At 72.6% G+C, this 19,177-nt stretch carries 25 protein-coding genes; 6 read left to right on the top strand and 19 right to left on the bottom strand.

The genetic code is table 11. The annotated features are described in order from the left end of the window. Positions 1–196: 196 nt before the first annotated feature. Positions 197–544, top strand: a complete 348-nt coding sequence (locus QQZ14_RS25145) for a DUF4190 domain-containing protein (protein ID WP_284537183.1) — start codon at positions 197–199, stop codon at positions 542–544. Between the two features lie 75 nt (positions 545–619). Here QQZ14_RS25145 and QQZ14_RS25140 read toward each other — a convergent pair whose 3' ends face one another. The 6 genes from QQZ14_RS25140 to QQZ14_RS25115 are packed head-to-tail and all read right to left on the bottom strand — an operon-like array spanning position 620 to position 5,883. Then, positions 620–1,069: a DUF2752 domain-containing protein gene (locus tag QQZ14_RS25140; protein ID WP_284537182.1), complete on the bottom strand. Its 450-nt coding sequence runs from the start codon at positions 1,067–1,069 to the stop codon at positions 620–622. Between the two features lie 13 nt (positions 1,070–1,082). After that, positions 1,083–1,283, bottom strand: a complete 201-nt coding sequence (locus QQZ14_RS25135) for an HGxxPAAW family protein (RefSeq protein ID WP_284537181.1) — start codon at positions 1,281–1,283, stop codon at positions 1,083–1,085. 57 nt (positions 1,284–1,340) lie between these two features. Next, the gene (locus tag QQZ14_RS25130) at positions 1,341–1,922 is read right to left on the bottom strand and encodes a Trp biosynthesis-associated membrane protein (RefSeq protein WP_284537180.1); all 582 of its coding nucleotides are present in this window, start codon (positions 1,920–1,922) and stop codon (positions 1,341–1,343) included. Then, entirely contained in the window at positions 1,915–2,271 is a 357-nt protein-coding gene (hisI, locus tag QQZ14_RS25125) for a phosphoribosyl-AMP cyclohydrolase (RefSeq protein WP_284537179.1), read from the bottom strand. The genes QQZ14_RS25130 and hisI overlap by 8 nt, the downstream gene beginning before the upstream one ends. Positions 2,272–2,293: 22 nt before the next feature. Continuing rightward, complete coding sequence (locus tag QQZ14_RS25120) at positions 2,294–4,093, bottom strand: ABC transporter ATP-binding protein (RefSeq protein WP_284537178.1); 1,800 nt, start codon at positions 4,091–4,093, stop codon at positions 2,294–2,296. Next, positions 4,090–5,883 (bottom strand): ABC transporter ATP-binding protein, encoded by a 1,794-nt coding sequence (locus QQZ14_RS25115; protein ID WP_284537177.1) that lies wholly within the window; start codon positions 5,881–5,883, stop codon positions 4,090–4,092. Before QQZ14_RS25115 ends, QQZ14_RS25120 begins: the two co-directional genes overlap by 4 nt. Before the next feature lie 91 nt (positions 5,884–5,974). Here QQZ14_RS25115 and QQZ14_RS25110 point away from each other — a divergent pair, with 91 nt between their 5' ends. Then, positions 5,975–6,607, top strand: coding sequence for a TIGR03085 family metal-binding protein (locus QQZ14_RS25110; protein WP_284537176.1), 633 nt, complete (start codon positions 5,975–5,977; stop codon positions 6,605–6,607). Between the two features lie 76 nt (positions 6,608–6,683). Further along, positions 6,684–6,836, top strand: a complete 153-nt coding sequence (locus QQZ14_RS25105; RefSeq protein WP_284537175.1) for a hypothetical protein — start codon at positions 6,684–6,686, stop codon at positions 6,834–6,836. A 32-nt stretch (positions 6,837–6,868) separates the two neighbouring features. Here QQZ14_RS25105 and QQZ14_RS25100 read toward each other — a convergent pair whose 3' ends face one another. From QQZ14_RS25100 to QQZ14_RS25085, 4 genes are all read right to left on the bottom strand, one after another. Next, positions 6,869–7,567, bottom strand: coding sequence for a cupredoxin domain-containing protein (locus QQZ14_RS25100; protein WP_284537174.1), 699 nt, complete (start codon positions 7,565–7,567; stop codon positions 6,869–6,871). A gap of 10 nt (positions 7,568–7,577) precedes the next feature. Then, positions 7,578–8,381, bottom strand: coding sequence for a hypothetical protein (locus QQZ14_RS25095; RefSeq protein ID WP_284537173.1), 804 nt, complete (start codon positions 8,379–8,381; stop codon positions 7,578–7,580). A gap of 9 nt (positions 8,382–8,390) precedes the next feature. Continuing rightward, the gene (locus QQZ14_RS25090; RefSeq protein WP_284537172.1) at positions 8,391–9,125 is read right to left on the bottom strand and encodes a hypothetical protein; all 735 of its coding nucleotides are present in this window, start codon (positions 9,123–9,125) and stop codon (positions 8,391–8,393) included. 105 nt (positions 9,126–9,230) lie between these two features. Then, a complete protein-coding gene (locus tag QQZ14_RS25085; RefSeq protein ID WP_284537171.1) occupies positions 9,231–9,575 on the bottom strand; it encodes an HNH endonuclease in 345 nt (114 codons plus the stop codon). Positions 9,576–9,663: 88 nt separating this feature from the next. Between QQZ14_RS25085 and QQZ14_RS25080 the strand changes: the two genes are divergently transcribed. Further along, positions 9,664–11,043: a tryptophanase gene (locus QQZ14_RS25080; RefSeq protein ID WP_284537170.1), complete on the top strand. Its 1,380-nt coding sequence runs from the start codon at positions 9,664–9,666 to the stop codon at positions 11,041–11,043. On the opposite strand, the gene QQZ14_RS25075 is transcribed toward QQZ14_RS25080, so the two are convergent. Then, positions 11,018–12,103: an aldo/keto reductase gene (locus QQZ14_RS25075; RefSeq protein WP_284537169.1), complete on the bottom strand. Its 1,086-nt coding sequence runs from the start codon at positions 12,101–12,103 to the stop codon at positions 11,018–11,020. The two genes, QQZ14_RS25080 and QQZ14_RS25075, sit on opposite strands and share 26 nt — an antisense overlap. Before the next feature lie 83 nt (positions 12,104–12,186). On the opposite strand from QQZ14_RS25075, the gene QQZ14_RS25070 reads away from it, so the two are divergent. Further along, on the top strand, positions 12,187–12,696 hold the full coding sequence (locus QQZ14_RS25070; RefSeq protein WP_284537168.1) for a DinB family protein: 510 nt from the start codon (positions 12,187–12,189) through the stop codon (positions 12,694–12,696). Between the two features lie 11 nt (positions 12,697–12,707). Further along, the gene (locus QQZ14_RS25065) at positions 12,708–12,977 is read left to right on the top strand and encodes a hypothetical protein (RefSeq protein WP_284537167.1); all 270 of its coding nucleotides are present in this window, start codon (positions 12,708–12,710) and stop codon (positions 12,975–12,977) included. 101 nt (positions 12,978–13,078) lie between these two features. On the opposite strand, the gene QQZ14_RS25060 is transcribed toward QQZ14_RS25065, so the two are convergent. From QQZ14_RS25060 to hisD, 8 genes are read right to left on the bottom strand one after another with little or no spacing between them, the layout of a single operon-like run. Then, positions 13,079–13,618, bottom strand: coding sequence for a GNAT family N-acetyltransferase (locus tag QQZ14_RS25060; RefSeq protein ID WP_284537166.1), 540 nt, complete (start codon positions 13,616–13,618; stop codon positions 13,079–13,081). 24 nt (positions 13,619–13,642) lie between these two features. Next, positions 13,643–14,404 (bottom strand): imidazole glycerol phosphate synthase subunit HisF, encoded by a 762-nt coding sequence (hisF, locus tag QQZ14_RS25055; RefSeq protein ID WP_284537165.1) that lies wholly within the window; start codon positions 14,402–14,404, stop codon positions 13,643–13,645. Further along, the gene (priA, locus tag QQZ14_RS25050) at positions 14,401–15,135 is read right to left on the bottom strand and encodes a bifunctional 1-(5-phosphoribosyl)-5-((5-phosphoribosylamino)methylideneamino)imidazole-4-carboxamide isomerase/phosphoribosylanthranilate isomerase PriA (protein ID WP_284537164.1); all 735 of its coding nucleotides are present in this window, start codon (positions 15,133–15,135) and stop codon (positions 14,401–14,403) included. Before priA ends, hisF begins: the two co-directional genes overlap by 4 nt. An 8-nt stretch (positions 15,136–15,143) precedes the next feature. Further along, positions 15,144–15,473, bottom strand: a complete 330-nt coding sequence (locus tag QQZ14_RS25045) for a hypothetical protein (RefSeq protein ID WP_284537163.1) — start codon at positions 15,471–15,473, stop codon at positions 15,144–15,146. Beyond that, positions 15,470–16,120, bottom strand: a complete 651-nt coding sequence (gene hisH / locus QQZ14_RS25040; protein WP_284537162.1) for an imidazole glycerol phosphate synthase subunit HisH — start codon at positions 16,118–16,120, stop codon at positions 15,470–15,472. Before hisH ends, QQZ14_RS25045 begins: the two co-directional genes overlap by 4 nt. Then, the gene (hisB, locus tag QQZ14_RS25035; protein ID WP_284537161.1) at positions 16,117–16,740 is read right to left on the bottom strand and encodes an imidazoleglycerol-phosphate dehydratase HisB; all 624 of its coding nucleotides are present in this window, start codon (positions 16,738–16,740) and stop codon (positions 16,117–16,119) included. Before hisB ends, hisH begins: the two co-directional genes overlap by 4 nt. Next, positions 16,737–17,837, bottom strand: a complete 1,101-nt coding sequence (locus QQZ14_RS25030; RefSeq protein ID WP_284537160.1) for a histidinol-phosphate transaminase — start codon at positions 17,835–17,837, stop codon at positions 16,737–16,739. Before QQZ14_RS25030 ends, hisB begins: the two co-directional genes overlap by 4 nt. Then, the gene (gene hisD, locus QQZ14_RS25025) at positions 17,834–19,144 is read right to left on the bottom strand and encodes a histidinol dehydrogenase (RefSeq protein ID WP_284537159.1); all 1,311 of its coding nucleotides are present in this window, start codon (positions 19,142–19,144) and stop codon (positions 17,834–17,836) included. The genes QQZ14_RS25030 and hisD overlap by 4 nt, the downstream gene beginning before the upstream one ends. Between the last annotated feature and the right edge of the window lie 33 nt (positions 19,145–19,177).

The raw sequence follows: 19,177 nt of genomic DNA, 5'->3' as shown, positions 1-19,177 counted from the left end.
CTCCAGATCGGCGTCGGGTCAGCGGGAGGTCGGCAGGCAGGGCCGTGCCGCACCCGAAGTCTGTCACGTCGGCGGTCGCCCCCTGACCGCGCCTCGGGCCGCGGACGGCGAGGCGCAGCGTCCCCGGGCCGCACCCGGGTAGGGTCCGCACCAATCGGCCGGCAGACGGACGGCCACAACGAAGGGTTTCACGCACGTGAGCTACTCAGAGCCACCTCCCCCGCCGCAGTACGGCGTGCCGGTGCCGCCGCAGGGCGGGCTGCCGCCCAAGACGGCGGGCAAGGCGATCGCGTCCATGGTCACCGGCCTGGTCGGCCTGCTGACCATCTGCTGCGGGTTCTTCGTGATCACCAGCATCGTGGGGCTCGTGCTGGGGATCCTGGCGCGCAAGGAGATCCGGGCGTCGAACGGTCAGCTCAAGGGTGAGGGCATGGCCCTGACCGGCATCATCACCGGCGTCATCGGGATCCTGATGGTGGTCGTGACGATCATCCTGGTCGCGACGGGCGTCATCGACACGAACTTCGAGTACAGCACCTCGTAGCCACCGGCTCGACGACGACGTGGGCCGGCTCTCCGGGGCCGGCCTTCGTCATGTCCCGGCACCCGAGGCCGGGGGTCAGGGGGCGAGCCAGGACCCGGCCGGCAGGTTGCGCACGATCGCGAACGCCAGCGCGACGACGCACAGGGTGACGGTGCCGATCGCCACCAGCCGGGCGTCGGGCTCCCGCTCCCGACCGACCCAGCGGTCCACGGTCCACCGGCCGAGCAGGAACACGATGAACGGCAGCAGCACGATGAAGAGCAGGTTGCTGGAGGCCGCTGCGCCCACGTCGCCGTTGGTGAGGTCGTTGACCGCCCGCAGGCCGCCGCAGCCCGGGCACCAGAAGCCGAGCGCGGCGCTCGGGCAGTAGCCCCAGGAGCCGCCCTGGTGCGGGTCGCGGAGGTGCAGCGCCAGCGTCGCCGCGCCGAGCCCGCCGAGCGTGTACGCCGGCGCCGCGATCCGCTGCCACCGGCTCGGCTCGTCGACCGCCGAGGCGGCGGTCGAGGAGGGCACGGTGGAGGTCACGGCCGGACCTGGGTCAGTGTCCGGACTCGTGGAGACCGAGCTTGGCCATCACGCCGAAGACCACCAGCGAGGAGACCCCGAGGGCGACGCCCACCCAGAAGACCGGGTAGCTCACCGGGTCGAGCAGCAGGCCCACGGCGCCGACCACGAAGCCCAGCATCGCGACCGCGACGGCGGTCCAGGCTGCGGGGGTGTTGCCGTGGCTGTCAGACATTGCGGGGCTCCTCGATGCGGGGGGTCCTGGCGGGCCGGGTGCTGACCCGGGCACAGTCTATTCAGGCTCGGCCGCCGTCGGGTCGCGACCCTCGTCGATCGCCCTCCAGAGGTCCAGGCTGGTCTGCTCCTCCGGCGCGACCGCCGGCGCGGCCGCGGCGGACCCGGGCGCGTCGTACCGGCTGCCCATCTGGGGCCAGCCCGGCACCCAGGCGACCGCCGCAGCAGACGTCAGCACCGAGAGCAGCGCGGCCACGGCCGCCGCCCAGAACCAGGCGGTGTGGCCGACCCCGGCGTCGGCGACACCGACCTGGGCGAGCTCGACGCGCAGCCGGTCGGGCACCTGGGACCACGCTGCCACCACGGCGACGGCGGCTCCCACCGCGGCCAGCACCGCCAGCGCGGCGACCGCTCGGCGCACCCGACCGCGGGTGACCAGGACGACGCCCCAGCAGGCCAGCACGACCAGGCCGAGGGCGGTCACCACCGGCATGTGCGCGTCGTAGGTGACCAGCGCGTCGGCGGCGCTGTGCGGGCCGTCGGCGGCCGCCGCCGGCCGATCACCGGCGATCGCCGTGGCGGCGCCGGCCACGAGCCCGGCCAGCACGACCGGACCGAAGCTGCGGCGGGGCTCAGGCACGGGCGTCCACGCTCGGCAGCAGGTCGGCGTCGAAGCAGGTGCGGTCGCCGGTGTGGCAGGCGGCGCCGACCTGGTCGACCTTCACCAGCAGCGTGTCGCCGTCGCAGTCGAGGCGCACCTCGCGGACCCACTGCACGTGGCCGGAGGTCTCGCCCTTGAGCCAGTACTCCTGCCGGGAGCGGCTCCAGTACGTCGCCCGTCCGGTCGTCAGGGTGCGGGCCAGCGCCTCGTCGTCCATCCAGCCGAGCATCAGCACCTCACCGGTGTCGTGCTGCTGGACGACCGCCGGGACCAGCCCGTCGGCGGTGCGCTTGAGCCGGTCGGCGATGGCGGGGTCGAGGGAGGTCACCACGCCAGTATCCCGGGTGGCCTCACGCGCCGTGCTGGGAGACCCAGGAGGCGTGCAGGCCGGCGTAGACCGACCCCTCCTCCTCGACGAGCCGGGCGTGCGGCCCGCGCTGGACGATCCGGCCCCGGTCGACCACCACCACCTCGTCGGCGCCCTCGGCCGTCGAGAGCCGGTGGGCGATCGTCACCGAGGTGCGACCGGTCATCAGCCGCTCGAGCGCCCGGCCGATGCGCATCTCGAGGGCGGGGTCGACGGCGCTGGTGGCCTCGTCGAGCACGAGCAGGTCGGGGTCGGCGAGCTGGGCCCGCAGCAGCGCGACCAGCTGGCGCTCCCCCGCGGACAGCGACTCGCCGCGCTGACCGACCCGGGTGGCCAGGCCGTGCGGCAGGCCGGCGACCCAGTCGCCCAGGCCGAGCTCGGTGGCACTCGCGAGGATCTCCTCGTCGGTCGCGTCCAGCCGGCCGTAGCGCACGTTGGCGGCGATCGTGTCGTCGAACAGGAAGCCCTCCTGCGGCACCAGCACCACGCTGCGGCGCAGCGAGCTGTCGGCGATCTCGCGCACGTCGACGCCGTCGAGCAGCACCGCTCCCTCGGACGGGTCCATGAGCCGGGTCAGCAGCTTGGCGATCGTCGACTTGCCCGAGCCGGTCTCGCCGACGACCGCGACCCGGGTGCCGGCCGCGATCTCGAGCTCGACGTCACGCAACACCGGCGGGCCGCCGGGGTAGGCGAACGTGACGCCGGCGAGGTGGACGTCGATGGGTCCACGGGGCAGGGTGCGGCCCTCGGGACCCGGGTCGACCAGGTCGGCGGGGGTGTCGAGGATGCCGATCACCCGGCGCCAGCCGGCGATCGCGTTCTGGGCGTCGGTGAGGATCTGGGTGCCCATCTGGACCGGGCCGACGAAGAGCGTGACCAGGAACGCGAACGCGAGCACCCGGCCGGAGGTGAGGTCGGCACCGGTCGGCAGCACCTCGAGCCCGAGCCAGATGCCGACGATCAGCACGCCGGCGTTGGCCATGCCGGCCGAGACCCCGCCGAGGGAGAACGAGAACGCCGTGAAGCCCTGTGCGCGGGTGCTCGCGGCCTTGTACTCGTCGATGGCCGCGTCGATGCGTGCCTGGGTGCGCGCCTCGACGGCGTACGACCGCACCACCGCCGCGCCCACGACCGGCTCGGAGACCGCCGAGAGCATCACACCGACCTGCCGGCGGACCGTGCCGTAGGCGTCGGAGAGCTTGCGCTGGAAGTAGCGCAGCGACAGGAACAGGGGTGCGAAGCAGACCCAGACGACCAGGGCGAGCTGCCAGCTGTAGATCACCATCACCACGGTGGCGACCAGCACCTGGCCGACGCTGACCACGAGCAGCAGGCCGCCGAAGACCAGGAATTGGCTCACCTGGTCGACATCGCTGGTCACCCGCGAGACCAGGGCGCCGCGGCGCTCGGTGTTCTGGGTGAGCAGCGGCAGGTCGTGCACGTGCCGGAACGCCTTGATCCGCAGCGTGGCGAGGCCGCGCTCGGAGGCGGTGAACAGCCGCGCGGTCATGGCGTACGACGCCCAGCTGGTGAGCGCGATCGCCACCGCGGCGCCGATGCCGGTGAGCACCGTGTACGACACGTCGGGCCCGCCGGGCCCGTTGAGCCCGCGGTCGAGGGTCTGCTGCACCGCGATCGGGACCACGACCTGGCCCAGGGAGGCGATCACCGCGAGCCCCAGCGTCCACCAGATGCCCTCGGTGAGCTCCGGGGAGAAGTGGACGCCGCGGCGCAGCGTCGCGATCGCGCCGATCTCCTCGCCGGAGTCGAGCACGGTGCTCATGTGGTCTCCTCCACGAGGTCGGCGTGCTGCTCGTAGGCGTTCACGAGATGGGCGTAGGACGGGTTGCGCGCAAGCAGCTCGGCGTGGGTGCCGCGGTCGGCGACCCGGCCGTCCTGGAGGTGCACGACCTCGTCGGCAAGCCCGATCGTGGCCTTGCGGTAGGCGACCACCACCAGGGTGGTGCCGCCGTCGCCGGTGCGCAGCGCCTCGAGGATGCGCGCCTCGACCTCGGGGTCGACCGCGGACGTGGCGTCGTCGAGGATCAGCAGCCGCGGCCGCCGGGCCAGGGCGCGCGCCAGCGAGATCCGCTGCCGCTGGCCGCCGGAGAGCGAGGTGCCCCGCTCGCCCAGCCGGGCGTCGAGCCCGTCGGGGAGCGCGGCCACGAAGCCGTCGGCCTGGGCGGCCCGCAGCGCGGCCCAGACCTCCTCGTCGGAGACATCGGCGCCCAGGGTGACGTTGCCGCGGACGGTGTCGTCGAACAGGAACGCGGTCTGCGGCACCAGGGCGACGGTCTGCGCGAGCTGGCCGCGGGCGAGGTCACGCAGGTCGGTGTCGTCGAGCACGATCCGGCCCCGGTCGGGGTCGACCAGCCGCGCCATCAGCGTCGTGAGCGTGCTCTTGCCGGACGCCGTCGCCCCGACGATCGCGACCGTGCGGCCGGGCTCGACGGTGAACGTCACGTCGTCGAGCACCGGCTGGTCGGCGTCGTAGGCGTAGGCGAGGTGCTCGATCTCGAGGCGGGCCCCGTCGGCACCCGCCGCGGCCGGCTGGTCGCCGTATGGCATCTCGCCGGTCGCGCGCAGCACGTTGCGGACCCGGTGGTAGCCGACGACGCTGCGCGGGAACTCGCCGAGCAGCCAGCCGATCGACCGGATCGGGAAGGAGACGATCGTGAGGAGGTAGGCGACCGTGACCACGTCACCGGCGTCGGTGGTGCCGTTGAGCACCCGCTGCACCCCCACCGCGAGCACGACCAGCACGCCGACGTTGGGCAGCGCCGCGAGCGTCGGGTCGAAGGCCGCGCGGATGCGGCCGGCACGGATGTTGACCTCGCGGAGCCGGTCGGCCTGCGCGGCGAACCGCGCGGTCTCCTCGGACTCCCGGCCCAGCGTCTTGACCACCATGGCGCCGTCGAAGGACTCGTGGGCGACCTCGCTGAGCTCGGCCCGCAGCTGCTGCGCGCGGGTCATCAGCGGCGAGGCCAGGCGCTGGTAGGCGAGGTTGGCGGCGATCACGGCCGGGAAGACCAGCAGACCGACCAGCGCCATGACCAGGTCGGCCGCGAACATCTGGGCGACCGCGATCACCATCATCGCGACGGTGCCGACCGCCATCGGCAGCGGCGCGATCGGACCCCAGGCGGCCTCGACGTCGGAGTTGGCGTTGGAGAGCAGCTGACCGGTCGGGTGGCTCTGGTGCCACTCCATCGGGAGCGCGAGGTACTGCCGGGTGACCGCGCGCCGGGTGTGGGCCTGCATGCGGTACTGCATGACGCCGGCACCGAGGCGGCGCGCGACGATGCCGACCGCGCGCAGGATCGCGACGCCGAGGAACAGCGCCAGCACCGCGAGCAGCATGTCGGCGCCGATCTCGCCGTTCTCGTACGCCGGCAGCACGACGTGGTCGGTCGACCAGCCGAGCACCCACGCGTCGGCGACCGTCAGTGCGCCGAACAGCACGCTGCCGATCGTGGAGACCGTGAAGATCCACGGCTCGCGGCGGATCGCGACGCCGAGTACGGCGAAGCCCTCGCGCGTCGTGCCGCGTCGGCTCGCCTGCTTGTCCGCCACCGTGTTCCCTGGCCCGTCTCTCTCGTCTCTCCTGCGGGCAACCCCGCGGCCCGGACAGGGTATTCCCCGGCACCGACATACTCTCGTGAGCATGAGCGCCTCCCTCGCCCGCCGGGAACGGACCGACCTGTGCGACCTCGCCCTGACGCTCGGGCCGGACGCGCCGACGCTGTGCGAGGGATGGGACGCTCGCGACCTGGTCAACCACCTGCTGATCCGCGAGCGGCGGCCCGTCAGCGCTCTCGGCAACGTGGTGCCCCCGCTCGCCGGGCTCACCGACCGCGCGATGGCGCACGGGCGGGACCGGTCCTTCGGCGTGGAGGTGGAGCGGCTGCGGCGGCCGTCGCCGCCGCTGCGGCTGGCACCCCGGCTCGACGAGCTGATGAACACCGTCGAGCTCGTCGTCCACCACGAGGACCTGCGCCGGGCCCAGCCCGGCTGGGAGCCGCGCTCACTGCCGGCCGAGGACCTCGACGCGCTCTGGTCGCAGCTGACCAGGGCGGCCGCACTCTTCGGCCGCAAGCTGCCCGAGCCGACGGTCCTGAAGCGCGTGGACACCGGCGCCACGGCGACGGCGCGCAAGGGCCCCGACCCGGTGACGATCTCCGGCCCGGTGGTCGAGCTGGCCCTGTTCCTCTTCGGCCGCGACCAGACCCGGGGGCTCGGGTTCGAGGGACCGCCGGAGGCCGTCGAGCGGGTGCGCGAGGCCGACCTGGGGATCTGACGACGCGACCTTCAACCACCGGTCACCGAGCGGGGCGTACCGTTGGCGGTCACATCTGCTCTCGGGGGAGGTACCGATGATCGTCCTCTGGATCCTGATCGGGATCGTGGTGCTGGGCCTTGCGGGATGGGCGTTCTGGCCCGGCCGCCGTGGGGTCGTCGACGGCGACGTACGTCGCGCGCGCGTGCTCGACAAGGGCAAGGTCGAGAACTACCACAACTACCCCTGACGGCCCTTTTGCGGCCGGCCCGTGGCGGCCGGCTAGGCCGCACCCGCTGACGACGAGCGCTGCTCGACCAGCGAGGCCTCGGTGATCGTCACGCCCGGGCCGGTCACGACGGCGAAGAACACCGTCTGGCCCAGCACGATCTCGAGCTCGGCCGGTTCGGGCCTGCCGTCGTTGATCATCACCAGCGCGCCTTCGGCGAGGCGCGCCCGCCAGGCGCGCAGCTCCTTCTGGTTGCGCGGCTGGGGGTCGGCCACCCGCACGACGCCGCGGAGCCCGGAGCCGTACGCGTCGGCGTACTCGTGCTCGCCCGGCGTCGTGAACACGTGGGTGTAGCCGCACTCGTTGGTCAGCGCGCTGCTGCCGAAGAACTCCTTCTCGCCGTCCACGGCGAACGGCCGGGTGGCCGCATCGGGTGAGTTCCACACGACCATGTCGCCGGCTTCGACCGTCACCCGCTCCAGGTCCGGCACGAAGCGTCCGGGGCCGGAGGTGCGTTCGTCGCAGCAGTCGCCGTGTCGCTCCTTCTCGAAGCGCACCGTGACGGTTGCCTGGTGCATGGCGCGTTCGCCCTTCGAGGACTTCTCCACGACCTCCACGACGTACGGGAAGTCGCCACCCGCGCCGGGTCCACCGGCCGGGACGAGAGCGTAGGGATAGGTGCCCGGCTTCATGAACCGCTGCCCGTAGCAGTCGGTGTTCCGCAGGGCGCGGCTGTCCAGGTTCTCGGTCATGACTGCCTCCTCAGGCCGTGATGTCGGCGAGGACGACGAGCTCGTCCTCGGGTGGGTTGTGCTGGATCTCGGCACCGAGGCTGTCGACCGTCACGAACACCGCGGGGTCGAACGGGCCGGAGGCGGGCAGCACCTCGAACAGGGCGGGGACGTCGGTGATCGGGAACCGGGTGCCCGAGACGAACGGCGTGATGATCGGGCCGAGCAGCCCCGTGAGGCCGGCGATGCCGATGGCGGCGACGACCGCGCCCACCAGCACCGCCAGGAAGGGCCCGATGAGGGGCACCCACGCGACGGCGGCCGAGACGGCCAGCCCGATGGCGGCCAGGAGGGCGGCCGTGGACGCGCCGAACTGCAGGCTCGGCACGCCCTGGACGATCCCCTCGACCTTCCACACACCCGAGACGAGACTCAAGGCGACGCCGAGGTCGACGGTCGTCAAGAGGAAGTCGCCGAACGACACGTGCACCGGCACCGTCGGCCAGACGATGTCGATCTTCGGCGTGCACACGGTGCCGACGCAGGGGATGTGGATGCACACCTGCGGGATGTGGATGTCGGGGATGAAGTCACCGATGTCCAGCTGGAACGTCAGGTCGACGTGCCAGTCCAGCCGGAGATCGGCGATCTCGACCGTGGCCGGCGCGATCAGGTCGACGGTGCCGTTGGACAGGGTGCCGCTCACGGCGTACGACACCCCGAACGGACCGAGTGACGAGGAGCCGCTCGTGGACTGCGTCCCCAGAGCGGCAACCTCGGTGTCGAACAGCTGCTGGGCAGCCATCTCGTCGATGGCGGCGAGTATCTCTGACATGACTACCTCCTAGAAGTCGCCCCGGGCCAGGACCCGGTTGACGTCGATCAGGGGACCCACGGTCGGGGTCAGGGTGAACGCGCCCAGCTCGAGGGCGGTCACGGGGAGCGACAGGGTGGCGAGCACCGAGCGCAGGATCATCGTGAGCAGGCACTCGATCACCGACTCGAGCGCGTTCGGCTCGATGTCGACGATCTCCACGGAGTCGACGGCGAAGCCGATGGCGCGCTGGCCGCCTGCCCAGGTGCTGACCAGGTGCCCGACCGCGTAGACGTCGAGTCGGCAGCACATCGGGTTCTGCGCCTTGCCCCAGTCGTCCCGGTCGTCGCGCCACGGCTTGTCATCGCGGTTGGGATCGTGGTTGGGATCGTGCTCGTGCTCGTGCTCCGGACGGTCCTCGCCCCGCGGGTCGTTCTTCCCCCGGGACGCGCAGTCGACGCACAGCGTGACGACGGTGGACAGGCTGAACTGACCGGCGCCCAGGCTCAGCTCGGGCGGCAGCGCCTCGTCCTGCTTGAACAGGTCGAGCCGGGGAATGCCCAGCTCGACCGACCACTGCAGTCCCGACGATCCCGGGAACGGGATCGGGGCCATCTGGGTGGCCGAGGTGCTGGACGCCGGCACGAACGCGGGTGACCCGTAGTGGAGCAGGTGCGGCCTGGTCGTGCACACCGCGGTGATGAGGTCGTTGAGCGCCGACTCCTCGACGGCGACGAAGACCTCGCTGGTTTCGGTGAGACTCATGGTTCCCTCCTGGATCATGCGGCCCCAGAGAAGGCCGTTGATGGGAGGAGTCGCCGGACCGCCCCGTGATACCGGAACCGTGAGCGGTGTCGCCGCGTCAGCCCGTCAGCAGTCCGCCGCGATCACGTGTGCGATCTGCACCTGACGGAGCAGGAACGCGCCGTCGTCGCGCTTCTTGCGACGCAGCCAGGTGGTCACCTCGGTGTTGCACTTGCTGGCGTTGCACGACCGGCACGCCGGCACGACGTTCGCCAGGGTGTACCGGCCACCGCGGGAGATCGGCAGCATGCAGTCCTTCTGCAGGGCGTCCGCGACGTTGCCGCAGTAGGCGCAGCCGCCCCACGCCTCCATCAGCGCGAACCACTGGGCGTCGGTCAGGTCGTGCTCGACGAGGGACATCCGGCGCTTGCGGCGACGGGCGTACGTCGCAGCGCGGGTGCGGGAGGCCACGGACCGAGACTAGAGCCGGGCGGGCCCGCTACGAGCGAGGCGTGCCGATCGCCCCCACACACCGGCCGCGTGCGCCACGATGGCAGGCATGGACGAGCCCACCTTCCGCACGATCTTCGAGCCGTTCCGCATCCACTCCGTGGAGCCGCTGCGGATGAGCACCCGCGCCGAGCGCCGGTCCTACCTCCGGGAGGCGGCGTTCAACCTCTTCCAGGTGCGCGCCGAGCACGTGCTGGTCGACCTGCTCACCGACTCCGGCACGGGCGCGATGAGCCGGGACCAGTGGGCCGCGATCCAGCACGGCGACGAGTCGTACGCCGGCTCGCCGTCGTACTACCTGTTCGCGGACGCCGTGCGCGAGCTGTTCCCCTTCGAGCACGTCATCCCCGTGCACCAGGGGCGGGCCGCGGAGAAGATCCTGTTCTCGGTGATCGGCGGGCCCGGCAAGGTGGTGCCGAACAACACGCACTTCGACACGACCCGCGCCAACGTGGAGGCGACCGGTGCGCAGGCGGTCGACATCCCGATCCCGGAGGGGCGCGACCTGTCGTCGCAGCACCCGTTCAAGGGCAATATGGACCTCGCGGCGCTCGAGGACCTGCTGGCGGCCCGCGCGGACGACGTACCGTGCGTCTTCGTCACGATCACCAACAACAGCGGCGGCGGCCAGCCCGTCTCGCTGGCCAACCTGCGCGGCGTCCGCGAGATCTGCGACCGCTACGGCAAGCCGCTGTTCCTCGACGCGTGCCGGTTCGCCGAGAACGCCTGGTTCATCCGCGAGCGCGAGGACGGCCAGGGCGACCGCGAGGTGGCCGACATCGTGCGCGACGTCGCCGGTCTGGCCGACGGCATGACGATGAGCGCCAAGAAGGACCCGATGGGCAACATCGGCGGCTGGCTGGCGATGAACGACGACGAGCTCGCCGCCGCCTGCCGCAACACGCTGATCCTCACCGAGGGCTTCCCGACGTACGGCGGGCTCGCCGGGCGCGACCTCGAGGCCCTGGCCCAGGGGCTGAAGGAGGTCGTGCAGCACGACTACCTGCGCTACCGGATCCAGTCCACGGCGTACCTCGGCGAGGCGCTGCACAAGCGCGGCATCCCGGTGCTCAGCCCGTTCGGCGGGCATGCCGTCTACATCGACGCCCGCGCGCTCGCCTCGCACCTGGATCCCCTGCAGTACCCCGGCCAGTCGGTCGCGGTCGCGCTCTACGAGACCGGCGGGATCCGCTCGTGCGAGATCGGGACCGTGATGTTCGGGCGGCAGCCCGACGGCACCGAGGTGCCGGCCTCGATGGACCTGGTCAGGCTGGCGATCCCACGGCGCACCTACACCCAGAGCCACATCGACTACGTCATCGAGGTGTGCGAGGAGGTGGCCGCCCACGCGGAGGACCTGCCGGCGTACCGGATCGTCGACGAGCCCAAGTCGCTGCGGCACTTCACGTCGTCGTTCGAGCCGATCTGACCGGCCGGACGCCCAGGCGCTGCCAGTGCTGGACGCCGCAGTAGTCCTCGACCATGCCGTAGGGGTACGGCGGCAGCCCGGGGTCGCTGACCTCGGTGAGCGCGCGCACGGCGTCGTCGTCGAGCTCGAGGTCGATCGCTGCGAGCGCCTCGGCCAGCTGGCCGACGGTGCGCGCACCGAGCAGCACCGAGGCGACGCCGGGCCGGGTCAGCAGCCAGGCCAGCGCGACGTGCGCGGGCGGCCGGCCGTGCCCCTCGGCGATGCGGGTGACGACCTCGAGGATCCGCCAGGTCCGCTCGGTGTTGCGGACGTCGTAGGCCTCCACGCCCCGCCCGGGGTCCTCGCCGAGCCGGGTGTGGCCGACGGGACGGCTGTCGGGCCGGTACTTGCCGGTCAACCACCCGCCGGCGAGCGGCGACCATGGCGTCAGCGCGACCGACTCCTCCAGGCAGAGCGGCAGCAGCTCGAGCTCGATGCCGCGGTCCAGGAGGTTGTACTGCGGCTGGAGGAGGGCCGGGACGACGTACCCGCCGAGCCGGGCGGTCGTCAGGATCCGTTGGAGCTGCCAGCCCGTCACGTTCGACCACCCCAGCTGGTGGATGGTGCCGGCACGCACGAGCGAGCTGAGGGTGTCCAGGGTGTCCTCGACCGGCGTCTGCTCGTCCCAGCCGTGCACGAAGTACACGTCCAGCGCGTCGAGACCGAGCCGCGAGCGGCTGCCGTCGACCGCGCGCCGGAGCCCACGGCGCGAGGCTCCCGGGGTGCCGGCGGGCGCACCGAAGCGCCCCTTGGTCGAGATCACCAGGTGCTCGTGCCGCCGGTCGGCGAGCCACCGTCCGATGATCCGCTCGGACTCGCCCCCGCCGTACACGTCGGCGGTGTCGACAAACGTGCCCCCCTGCTCGACGTAGTGATCGAGCTGCGCGAACGCCTCGTCCTCGACCGTCTCGACCCCGAAGGTCATCGTCCCGAGCGCGAAGCGGGTGACCACCGGGCCGCCTCGGCCGAGCGGCGCGGTGGAGGAGGTGAGGGACGGGGTGGGGACGGGCTGAGTGGACATGGGGCCAGTTCACTCGTTGGAGCGCACTCCACGTCAAGGGCCTCCGGTCCCGGGATCGCGGTGGGCCCTGCGATCATCCCCGGGTGTCCCATCCCACAACACCGGCCGCCGAGGACGTCATCGACGCACCTCCCAAGGTCCAGTTCGAGACCTTCCTCGATCAGCACCGCGACGCACTGAACGCCTGCCTCGACGGACTCACCGAGGAGCAGGCCCGCCGTTCACTGGTGCCCTCGAAGACCACGTTGTTAGGCCTGGTCAAGCACGCGACCTTCGTCGAGCAGGTCTGGTTCGGCGAAGCCGTCACCGGCCGTCCCAGGCACGAGCTGGGCATCCCATCCGGCCCCGACAGGTCCTTCGACCTCCACGACGACGACACCATCGCCACTGTCCGCGACGCGCATCGCGAGGTGTGCCAGGCGTCGCGTGAGGCGGTCGCAGCCCTGGAGCTGGGCGACCTTCTCCACGGGAACCGCCGCGGCCCGCTGCCGCTGCAGTGGGTCTACCTCCACGTGCTGCGCGAGCTCGCCCAGCATTGCGGACATGCGGACATCCTCCGCGAGCAGGTGCTGCGCGTTGCGCCGAGCGGTTGAGTCCGCTGTGCGTGCCCGAGCTCGCGATCGCCCGGCAGACCCACCCCGCCTCCACCCGCGCCACCACCGGCGACGCCCTGGACCTGCGGCACCGGCTGCCGGCGACCTGGGCCCAGGTCGTCGCACTCGAGTGCGAGCCCTGGGTGGCGTGCAAGGTGGCCCGGATGTCCCGCCGCCTGGAACGCGACCAGGTCCGCATCGTCGACCAAGCGGTCGCGGACGCGATCGGCGATGAGTCACCCGGCCGGATGCTCACCATCGCCGAGGCCAAGGTCGTCTAGGCCGACCCGCCCACACCGCCCGGTTCGACCAGGCCCGGCACCGCAAGGGCGACTGGGTCAGCCGCACCGACCTGGACACGCGGCCAGGTGACGACCTGGGATCACCGCGCCGGCGACCACACGCCGAGCCACTGCTCCGCACCGAACTCCTCGAACCGCTCCACCTCGGCGAACCCGAGCCGCGCCGCCAGTCGCATCGACGCGGCGTTGGCGGTCTGGGTGCAGAGCACCACCCGTTCACCCGGCAGTACGCCGGCAAGCCAGTCGAGCACCGCGGCGCAGGCCTCGGCGGCGTACCCGCGTCCCCAGGCGGTCGGCAGGAACAGGTAGCTGAGCTCCACCTCCCCGGCGTCGGAGCGGAGCTGACCGGGGCGCTCCGGATCGCGCCGACCGAGCGTCACCGTGCCGATCGCCGCGCCGTCGAGGTCGACGACGAAGTAGCCGGGGCGTTGCCCGGGCACCTCCGGCACGAGTCGCTCCAGCTCGTCGAGCGCACGTGGCCCGCCGAGATAGGCGTGCACCTCGGGCGACGCGTACAGCTCGATGACCGCAGGCCGGTCGCGAGCCTCCGCGTCACGCAGCACGAGGCGCTCCGTGCGGATCGGAGCAGGCGGCCAGGTGACGGGTCCGAGATCTGCCATGCGGGGCAGGGTAGCCACGTCTCCTCAGCGGACCGGGAAGCCCGCCCCGGCGAGCGACTGCTTGACGTCGGCGATCCGCAGCGTGCCGAAGTGGAACACCGAGGCGGCCAGGACGGCGTCGGCACCGGCCTCGACCGCGGGCGGGAAGTGCTCGACCGCGCCCGCGCCGCCGGACGCGATGACCGGCACGGTCACCTCGCGGCGTACGGCGCGGATCAGCTCGAGGTCGAAGCCGTCCTGGGTGCCGTCGGCGTCCATCGCGTTGAGCAGGATCTCCCCCGCGCCCAGCTCGGCCGCGCGGACCGCCCACTGGATGGCGTCGAGCCCGGCCGACTGGCGGCCGCCGTGCGTGGTGACCTCGAAGCCGGACGGCGTGCCTGGGGCGCGGCGGGCGTCCACGGACAGCACCAGCACCTGGTTGCCGAACCGGTCCGCGATCTCGGCGACCAGCTCGGGACGGTGGATCGCGGCGGTGTTGACGGCGACCTTGTCGGCGCCGGCGCGCAGCAGCCGGTCGACGTCGGCGACCGACGACACTCCCCCGCCGACCGTGAGCGGGATGAACACCTCCTCGGCGGTGCGCGACACGATCTCCATCGTGGTCGCGCGACCCTCGTGGGAGGCCGAGATGTCGAGGAAGGTCAGCTCGTCGGCGCCCTCGGCGTCGTAGGTCCGCGCCAGCTCGACCGGGTCGCCGGCGTCGCGGAGCTCCTTGAAGTTGATGCCCTTCACGACCCGGCCCGCATCGACGTCCAGGCACGGGATCACCCGGACGGCGAGCGTCATCGCGGCCCTCGGGTCAGCGCGAGGGCGTCCTCGAGCGTGAACCGGCCCTCATAGAGCGCGGTGCCGGCGATCGCACCCTCGACGCCGACCGGCACCAGCTCCATCAGCGAGCGGACGTCCTCGAGGGTCGTGACGCCGCCGGAGGCCACCACCGGCGCCGACGTGGCGGCGCAGACGTCGCGGAGCAGCTGCAGGTTGGGGCCCTGGAGCATGCCGTCCTTGTTGACGTCGGTGACGACGTAGCGGGCGCAGCCCTCCGCGTCGAGGCGCGCCAGCGTCTCGTAGAGGTCGCCGCCCTCCTGGGTCCAGCCGCGGGCGGCCAGCGTGCGACCCCGTACGTCGAGCCCGATCGCGACCCGGTCGCCGTGCTCGGCGATCACCCGGCGACACCACTCGGGCTGCTCGAGCGCGGCGGTGCCGATGTTCACCCGACGGCAGCCCGTGGCGAGCGCGGCGGCGAGGGACTCGTCGTCGCGGATCCCGCCGCTCATCTCGACCTGGATGTCGAGCGCGCCCACGATCTCGGCCTGGAGGTCGCGGTTGGAGCCGCGGCCGAACGCCGCGTCGAGGTCGACGAGGTGGATCCACTCCGCCCCGGCGTCCTGCCAGCGCATCGCGGCGGCGACCGGGTCGCCGTACACGCGCTCGGAGCCGGCAACGCCCTGGGCGAGCTGGACGGCGCGCCCCTCGGTGATGTCGACGGCGGGGAGCAGCTCGAGGTAGTCAGACATGGTGTCCTTCAGGATCGGCGGAACAGCATCGTGTGGAAGACGGGGGCGGCCAGCACGCTGACCACGAACGCGGCGAGCCGGATCTCCCACTCGCCGAAGAAGATCCAGGCCAGCACGTTGAACGCGAGCAGCCCGGCGAACAGCGCGCCGTTCTGGCGCCGGCGCCGCTGGGCGAGCAGCCCGGTCGGGCGCTTGGGCGGCTTCGGCAGCCGCGAGGTGACCGCGCGCACCCGCGCGTCGCGGCGCTCCTGGCGTTCGGCCTCCGCCGCACGGGCGGCGGCCAGCACCGCCGCCGCGCGCTCGCGCTCGGCCCGGCGCTGGGCCCGCTCCTTGCTCACAGCGAGCCCACCCAGTTGCGCAGCAGCGCGGCGCCGGCGTCGCCGGACTTCTCCGGGTGGAACTGGGTGGCGCTCAGCGGCCCGTTCTCGACCGCCGCGACGAACCGGTCTCCCCCGTGCTCCCTCGGACCGGTCTGGGCCCACGTGACCAGCGGCGGCCGGGTGCGGCCGTGGGTCTCCAAGGTCCACTCGCGCACGCCGTAGGAGTGCACGAAGTAGAAGCGCTCCTGCTCGATGCCGCGGAACAGCGTCGACCCGTCGGCGGCCTCGACGGTGTTCCAGCCCATGTGGGGTACGACGGGCGCCTGGAGCCGCTCGACGACACCCGGCCACTCGTCGCAGCCCTCGGTCTCGACGCCGTGCTCGACGCCCCGCTCGAACAGGATCTGCATGCCCACGCAGATGCCGAGCACCGGGCGGCCGCCGGCCAGCCGGCGGCCGATCACCTCATGGCGGCGGACCGCGCGCAGGCCGGCCATGCAGGCCGCGAACGCGCCGACCCCGGGCACCACGAGGCCGTCGGCCTCCTGCGCCAGCGCGCGGTCGGCGGTGAGCGTGACGTCGGCGCCGGCGCGCTCGACCGCGCGCACGGCCGAGCGGAGGTTTCCCGAGCCGTAGTCGAGGACGACGACGTTCGGACGGGTCACAGGCTGCCCTTCGTGGAGGGCACACCCGTCTCGCGCGGGTCGAGCGCGACCGCGTCACGGAACGCGCGGGCGAACGCCTTGAACTGCGTCTCCACGATGTGGTGCGGCTCGCGGCCGGCGAGCACCCGCACGTGCAGCGCGAAGTGCCCGTGGAAGGCGATCGACTCGAACACGTGCTGCGTGAGCGAGCCGAGGTACGACGGAGTGGTCCCGCCCAGCTGGACGTACTGCTGCCCCTCGGGCTCGCCGGTGTGCACGCAGTACGGCCTCCCCGACACGTCGACGACGGCCTGCACCAGCGCCTCGTCGAGCGGCACGGTGGCGTCGCCGAACCGGCGGATGCCCTGCTTGTCGCCGAGCGCCTGGCGCAGCGCCTGACCGAGCGCGATCGCGGTGTCCTCGACGGTGTGGTGGGCGTCGATGTGGGTGTCGCCGTCGGTCTGCACGGTCAGGTCGACGAGCGCGTGCCGGGCGAACGCGGTCAGCATGTGGTCGTAGAAGCCCACACCGGTGGAGATGTCGTGACGCCCGGAGCCGTCGAGGTCGACCTCGACGAGCACCTTCGACTCACTCGTCTGGCGCTCGACTCTGCCGATGCGAGGGGCTGCGGTGCGGCTCATGCTTCCTCCTTGACCCGGGCGATCACCTGGGTGAGTGCGTCCTTGAATGCCTGCATCTCCTCGGCCGTGCCGATCGACACCCGGAGCCAGCCGTCCGGGCCGGTCTCCCGGATCAGCACGCCCCGGTCGAGCAGCCCCTGCCACACAGCATGACGGTCGGGGAACGTGCCGAACAGCGCGAAGTTCGCGTCGGAGTCGGCGACCCGCAGCCCCTGGCCCCGCAGCCAGTCCACGGTGGCGTCCCGCTCGGCCCGCAGCCGGTCGACCTGGCCGAGCAGCTCGGGGGCGTGCCGCAGCGCCGCGAGGGCGGTCGCCTGGGTCACCGCAGAGAGGTGGTACGGCAGCCGCACCACCCGGATCGCGTCGCAGATCTCGGGCGCGGCCGCGAGGTAGCCGACCCGGGCGCCCGCCAGCGCGAACGCCTTGCTCATGGTGCGGGTGACGACGAGGTTGCGGTGGCGCGGCAGCAGCTCGAGCGCACTCGGAGTGCCGGCGCGGCGGAACTCGCCGTACGCCTCGTCGACCACCACGATGCCGCTCTGCTCATACCCGGCGGCCGCCTCACACAGCGTCGTGACGGCGTCGAGCGGCAGCGCCGTGCCGGTCGGGTTGTTGGGGCTCGGCAGCAGCACCACGCTGGGCCGCCGCTCCTCCACGAGCCGGCGCGCGTGGTCGAGGTCGAGGGAGAAGTCGCTCTCCCGGTGACCGACCACCCACTCGGTGACCGAGTCGCGGGCGTACTCGGGATACATCGAGTACGTCGGCGCGAAGCTCAGCGCCACCCGGCCCGGCCCGCCGAACGCCTGCAACAGCTGCAGCATGACCTCGTTGGAGCCGTTGGCCGCCCACACCTGGTCGTGGGTGACGCCGTGGCCGAGGTACGACGCGAGCGCCAGCCGCAGGTCGACGAACTCGCGGTCCGGGTAGCGGTTGAGCGTGCGCGCGGCGACCGCGACCGCGGCCGCGATGTCCGCGGCGCAGGCCGGGGACGGCCCGTAGGGGTTCTCGTTGACGTTGAGCTGGACGGGCACGTCCAGCTGCGGGGCGCCGTACGGCTCGATGCCGCGCAGCTCCTCGCGCAGGGGAGGCCAGGTCACTCTGCTGATTCCTGGCTGAACCGCACCGAGACCGCGGCGCCGTGGCCGGGCAGGTCCTCGGCCTCGGCCAGCGTCACCACGTGGCGGGCGACCTCCTCGAGCGCCGCGCGCGAGTAGTCGACGACGTGCACCGACTTGGTGAACGCCCGCACCGACAGCCCCGAGGAGTGGCAGGCGCAGCCGGCGGTCGGCAGCACGTGGTTGGACCCGGCGCAGTAGTCGCCGAGGCTCACCGGGGCGTGCGGGCCGACGAAGATCGCGCCGGCGTTGCGCACCCGGGCGGCGTACGACGCGGCGTCGGCGGTGTGGATCTCGAGGTGCTCCGCGGCGTAGGCGTTGACCACATCGAGGCCCTGCTCGAGGTCGTCGACGAGCACCACGCCCGACTGTCGGCCGGACAGGCTGGTGCGGATCCGCTCGACGTGCTTGGTCGCGGCGACCTGGACGTCCAGCTCGGCGTCGACCGCGTCGGCGAGCCGCACCGACGGGGTGACGAGCACGGCGGCGGCCAGCGGGTCGTGCTCGGCCTGGCTGAGCAGGTCGGCGGCGACGTACGCCGGGTCGGCGGTGTCGTCGGCCAGGATCGCGATCTCGGTCGGGCCGGCCTCGGAGTCGATGCCGACCAGGCCCTTGAGCAGCCGCTTGGCCGTGACGGTGTAGATGTTGCCCGGCCCGGTGACCAGGTCGACCTTGGCGCAGGGACCGGTGCCGTAGGCGAACATCGCGATCGCCTGGGCACCGCCGACGGCGTAGACCTCCTCGACCCCGAGCAGCGCGCAGGCGGCCAGGATCGTCGGGTGGACGGCGCCGCCGAACTCGCGCTGCGGCGGGCTCGCCAGCGCGATCGACTCCACACCGGCGGTCTGGGCCGGCACGACGTTCATCAGCACGCTCGAGACCAGCGGCGCGAGGCCGCCCGGCACGTAGAGGCCGACCCGGCCGACCGGCACCTTGCGGTGGGTGACCCGGGCGCCGGGGCCGAGGTCGGTGACCGCGTCGTGCTCGAGCTCGGCCGTACAGGTCGCACGCAGGCGGGAGATCGACTCCTCCAGCGCCGCCCGGATGTCCGGGTCGAGCTGCTCGAGGGCGGTGCTCAGCGCCTCGGGAGCGACCCGGATGTCGTCGACCGTGACGCCGTCGAAGCGCTCCGAGAGCTCCCGGATCGCGTCGAGACCGCGCGTGCGCACGTCCTCGCAGATCGCATGCACCGCCGGCACCGCGGCCTCGACGTCGAAGTCGGCGCGGGGAACCGCTGCGCGGTAGTCGACACTCTGGTCGGCTCCTCGCAGGTCGATGCGTCGGATCATGGGCCCGATTCTACGGGCGGTCGCCTGTCGCTC

It is taken from the genome of Nocardioides sp. T2.26MG-1 (assembly GCF_950101795.1).
Taxonomy (GTDB): Bacteria; Actinomycetota; Actinomycetes; order Propionibacteriales; family Nocardioidaceae; genus Nocardioides.
Note: the sequence above shows the minus strand (reverse complement) of the source record. Positions and strands in the feature narration are given on the sequence as shown.

Coding starts and splice junctions, on each gene's coding strand:
- hisB (WP_284537161.1), bottom strand. CDS start 16,740: ATGAGCCGCACCGCAGCCCCTCGCATCGGCAGAGTCGAGCGCCAGACG.
- QQZ14_RS25090 (WP_284537172.1), bottom strand. CDS start 9,125: ATGAGTCTCACCGAAACCAGCGAGGTCTTCGTCGCCGTCGAGGAGTCG.
- hisF (WP_284537165.1), bottom strand. CDS start 14,404: ATGACGCTCGCCGTCCGGGTGATCCCGTGCCTGGACGTCGATGCGGGC.
- QQZ14_RS25100 (WP_284537174.1), bottom strand. CDS start 7,567: ATGACCGAGAACCTGGACAGCCGCGCCCTGCGGAACACCGACTGCTAC.
- priA (WP_284537164.1), bottom strand. CDS start 15,135: ATGTCTGACTACCTCGAGCTGCTCCCCGCCGTCGACATCACCGAGGGG.
- hisD (WP_284537159.1), bottom strand. CDS start 19,144: ATGATCCGACGCATCGACCTGCGAGGAGCCGACCAGAGTGTCGACTAC.
- QQZ14_RS25095 (WP_284537173.1), bottom strand. CDS start 8,381: ATGTCAGAGATACTCGCCGCCATCGACGAGATGGCTGCCCAGCAGCTG.
- QQZ14_RS25060 (WP_284537166.1), bottom strand. CDS start 13,618: ATGGCAGATCTCGGACCCGTCACCTGGCCGCCTGCTCCGATCCGCACG.
- QQZ14_RS25120 (WP_284537178.1), bottom strand. CDS start 4,093: ATGAGCACCGTGCTCGACTCCGGCGAGGAGATCGGCGCGATCGCGACG.
- QQZ14_RS25105 (WP_284537175.1), top strand. CDS start 6,684: ATGATCGTCCTCTGGATCCTGATCGGGATCGTGGTGCTGGGCCTTGCG.
- QQZ14_RS25135 (WP_284537181.1), bottom strand. CDS start 1,283: ATGTCTGACAGCCACGGCAACACCCCCGCAGCCTGGACCGCCGTCGCG.
- QQZ14_RS25080 (WP_284537170.1), top strand. CDS start 9,664: ATGGACGAGCCCACCTTCCGCACGATCTTCGAGCCGTTCCGCATCCAC.
- QQZ14_RS25110 (WP_284537176.1), top strand. CDS start 5,975: ATGAGCGCCTCCCTCGCCCGCCGGGAACGGACCGACCTGTGCGACCTC.
- QQZ14_RS25075 (WP_284537169.1), bottom strand. CDS start 12,103: ATGTCCACTCAGCCCGTCCCCACCCCGTCCCTCACCTCCTCCACCGCG.